4 protein-coding genes are annotated in these 3,457 nt (G+C 41.3%); 3 read left to right on the forward strand and 1 reads right to left on the reverse strand.

The window, feature by feature from the left end; translation table 11 throughout:
* Window positions 1–176: 176 nt before the first annotated feature.
* Window positions 177–1,013 (reverse strand): transposase, encoded by an 837-nt coding sequence (locus tag B3K91_RS11615; protein ID WP_292595244.1) that lies wholly within the window; start codon window positions 1,011–1,013, stop codon window positions 177–179.
* Window positions 1,014–1,497: 484 nt separating this feature from the next.
* Between B3K91_RS11615 and B3K91_RS11620 the strand changes: the two genes are divergently transcribed.
* From B3K91_RS11620 to B3K91_RS11630, 3 genes are read left to right on the forward strand one after another with little or no spacing between them, the layout of a single operon-like run.
* Window positions 1,498–2,256: a type IV toxin-antitoxin system AbiEi family antitoxin domain-containing protein gene (locus B3K91_RS11620; RefSeq protein ID WP_292595247.1), complete on the forward strand. Its 759-nt coding sequence runs from the start codon at window positions 1,498–1,500 to the stop codon at window positions 2,254–2,256.
* Window positions 2,253–2,654 carry a nucleotidyl transferase AbiEii/AbiGii toxin family protein gene (locus B3K91_RS11625; RefSeq protein WP_292595250.1) on the forward strand — a complete coding sequence of 134 codons (402 nt, stop codon included), beginning with the start codon at window positions 2,253–2,255 and terminating at the stop codon, window positions 2,652–2,654. The genes B3K91_RS11620 and B3K91_RS11625 overlap by 4 nt, the downstream gene beginning before the upstream one ends.
* Window positions 2,560–3,045: a nucleotidyl transferase AbiEii/AbiGii toxin family protein gene (locus tag B3K91_RS11630; RefSeq protein WP_292595253.1), complete on the forward strand. Its 486-nt coding sequence runs from the start codon at window positions 2,560–2,562 to the stop codon at window positions 3,043–3,045. Before B3K91_RS11625 ends, B3K91_RS11630 begins: the two co-directional genes overlap by 95 nt.
* The last annotated feature ends 412 nt before the right edge of the window (window positions 3,046–3,457 follow it).

Consider the following 3,457-nt stretch of genomic DNA (forward strand, 5'->3'; position numbering starts at 1 on the left):
CGAAAATAGGGACTGACGAGCTCCTGACGTCTGTACCGTTTTTCGCGTCCTCTCGCCCTCTCTTCCTCTCTCCTCTTCACGCTCTCTCGAAGGACGGATTCATGATCTTGGACGAAGGTCAAAGGACGTCTTTTTCTCTTCTGAGGAACTTGGACACATAGCATCGAAGAACGCTTTTAAGGCTTTTCCTTCCTTGGTCTTCCTCTTGGCTTACTGCTAAGCTGAACCCCGAGCTCCTTCTCAAGATCGGCCACAAGTTCTTCGGCAAACAACGGCTTTCCAGAAAACGTGTTTCCCCTGATTCTACTAAGAAAATCATCCTCATCCGGAAAGCCAAGAAACTCTCTCCAGCCTTCTGGATTCCAGTTGAGGTCGAGATCCTTCAACGAAGAAAGCTGAATGCTCTTGCAAGAAGCTATTGAAACCTTAGAAGATAGAACGTTGCCTTCAGAGACTTTCTCATCTGTCGTAATAAATTGGGGACGAACGGGCTCTTCATGTATGTCCACAGATTTACTGCCAGCATCTCTAGAAGAGCTATCGCTTTTAGCGGAAACGTCTACCATCACACTCATACCAACGTGTTCCCTAGCGCTCGACCATTCATACTCCCAGGGAAATTGAACCATCTTGGCCCGAACAGGATTCCTTTCAACATACTTGAGAGCCTCCAGGGCGTGATCGCGATGAAGAGGACAGGAGTAGAAACGCGCCTGCCAGAGATGGCCGGCTCTCCGGTTCTTCTTGTTGAAGTAGTTTGAGTACCTCATATTGGCGTACTTGAAGGTCATTGCAAGTGAATCGTTTCTAAGGGGAGCCGCTAAGAAATGCACGTGATTGGTCATAAGACAGTAAGCATAGATCTTCATTTCATACTTCCTCGAATACTCACTTACGAACTCAATGTACTTCTTCCTGTCGGCAGAATCCTCAAATATGTTCTGCCTGTAATTACCTCTTTGAGTAATGTGATGAACAACACCTTCGAATACGACCCGAGCTGACCTCGGCATCATCATCACCTCGAACCATGAAAGTGAAAAGAATCAGTCGAGCAAACCTCTATGCTCAAATGAACGGCTCCGATCATGTCATCCCGCAGTGATCCTATGCGGGATCTCATTCTAGAGAAAGTGCGGAGCGACGAATTTCTAAACGTCTGTACCCGGTTTTCGCATATCCACCGATTCAACAGAGATTATAACAAAAATGGAGTCTGTCCTATTTTTGTCGAAGGTGGCATCTCTTCCGCCAGCGATCTTACGGCGCATCACTTCCTGGCGAAGCCAGCATTGCGTCCACAGATGCTCCTCAGTACAATGCGTCTACCTATAGGCGCTCCTAACAGTTAATTGAATGTAAATAATCGAGTTTGTCCGGAAAGGTCCTTGTTCTCTTCAAATTGAAATACATGAACAATCTGCTAAACTAGGCATAGAACTATTTCTTGATCCGATACGTAAAACATAACATGTTGGGTAAGGTAGGTGTATTGAAATGAGAATAGACATTCTAGACAAATTAGCCAAGAAAGGTGATGTGTTTACTATAAACGATATTGCTAATGAGTTCAATATTCAGAGAAATGTCCTTTGGGTAATGCTTTCTAGGCTAGAAAAAGGAGGCTGGATAAGAAGAATAGAGAGAGGAAAGTATTTGATAATACCTTTGGGAAGAGAAAAGGACAGATATACCGTAAATGAATTCCTTATTGGTTCATTGCTCGTTGATCCATATGCGATAGCGTATTGGTCAGCTTTGAACCATTATGGATTAACTGAACAAATACCAAGTACCGTATTCATTGAAACAACTTCAAGAAAGGACATACGGGAAAAGAGAATCATTGGTATTAGGTACAAGATAGTAAGAATAAAAGAACACAAGTTTTTCGGTATAGGAAAGACCTGGATCGATTACGATCAAATAAACATAACAGATAAAGAAAAAACAATAGTGGACTGTCTGGACAAACCGCAATACTGTGGTGGCATTGTAGAAGTGGCAAAAGCCATAAAAAGTGGAGAATATGATAAATATCGACTTGTTGAATACACAAAGAAAATCAATAATACTGGAGTCATAAGAAGATTCGGTTATTTGTGTGATTATCTAGATGTAGATATAAACCTACCCGCTATCAATACAAGGAACTATCTATATCTTGATCCAACAATGACACATAAAGGTCCAAAGAACTCAAAATGGATGCTCATAGTGAATCTGGATGAAAAAATATTGGGAGAGTTAGAATGATTAGACCACAAGAAATCGAAGAAAAATCTGGTCAATTGGGAGTACCAATCTCGGCCATAGAAAGAGATTATGTGCAAAATTGGATATTAAAGCATTTAAGAGCAATAGACATGGTTCTGAAGGGTGGTACAGGCATTAGAAAAGTCTACTTTGAGAATTATAGATTTTCGGATGATCTCGATTTCACTTTGCTTGATGAAGTTGAGATTGATGAACTCAATGAACAAATCACCAATGCTGCAGAAAGAACACAAGAGGAAAGTGGAATAAGTATCATTAATAGCGGCATCAAATCGAACGATAATGGATACATACGAAGCAACCTTATCATTCCAAATAAAACAGAGAGGGGTAAACAGAACAAAAATAAAGGTCGATATTACAAAGAAATCGAATGAACACGTAATTCTTCCACCTAGCCTAAAGCAGATAATTCATCCTTATTCTGATCAGTTAGATTATGAAGTAAAGGTGTACCCGCTTGAGGAAATCATGGCAGAAAAAATTAGGAGTCTCTTTCAAAGAACAAGACCTAGAGATCTATATGATATATGGAAATTATGGGATAAGGTTGACTGGTCGATTATTGAAGGCATCGTTCGGGAGAAGTTTCTCTTCAAGAAAATAGACTTTGATCTTGATAACTTCAGAAGCAATGAAAGAGACTTCGAAAACGCGTGGAAAAGCTCACTCGGAAACCAACTAAACTCACTGCCTGCGTTTAGTAATGTATTTGACGATGTTCTTCAAAAGCTACATGAAAAAAACTGGATGAATAAGCATCGTTAACCTTGAAAATGGAGGTGTTTAGCTAATAAGCTCACGAAGGTATCGTATCAAAGCAGTTCATCCGTTAAGAATATACACTTCCATGCCTTCATCTGGCATGAAGATCAGAGTGTTTTCCTACACGCATATCCGATTGTTTTCCAAATAGCATTTCACGGGTTCCGGCTCTGTCTGGTGGTTTATGATCAACGACCCAAGTCTTATGAACCGCACTTCTCGGAAAACTATCGACTGCAAACGTGCTCCAACCGAACGAACACCTGTGTTACTGAATGTAAATAATGGAGTCCCTATTTGTTCTAAGATCCGCTGTGCGCTTAAGAATAAGAACCCGCTGAGCGCTGCTCAAAACAACGTTGTCCGTCAACGGTCCACCGTGCACCGAGAAGAGCGAGAGAGAGCCACCGCAGAC

It is taken from the genome of Mesotoga sp. UBA5847 (genome assembly GCF_002432735.1).
Taxonomy (GTDB): domain Bacteria; phylum Thermotogota; class Thermotogae; order Petrotogales; family Kosmotogaceae; genus Mesotoga.

Coding starts and splice junctions, on each gene's coding strand:
- B3K91_RS11615 (WP_292595244.1), bottom strand. CDS start 1,013: ATGCCGAGGTCAGCTCGGGTCGTATTCGAAGGTGTTGTTCATCACATT.
- B3K91_RS11620 (WP_292595247.1), top strand. CDS start 1,498: ATGAGAATAGACATTCTAGACAAATTAGCCAAGAAAGGTGATGTGTTT.
- B3K91_RS11625 (WP_292595250.1), top strand. CDS start 2,253: ATGATTAGACCACAAGAAATCGAAGAAAAATCTGGTCAATTGGGAGTA.
- B3K91_RS11630 (WP_292595253.1), top strand. CDS start 2,560: ATGGATACATACGAAGCAACCTTATCATTCCAAATAAAACAGAGAGGG.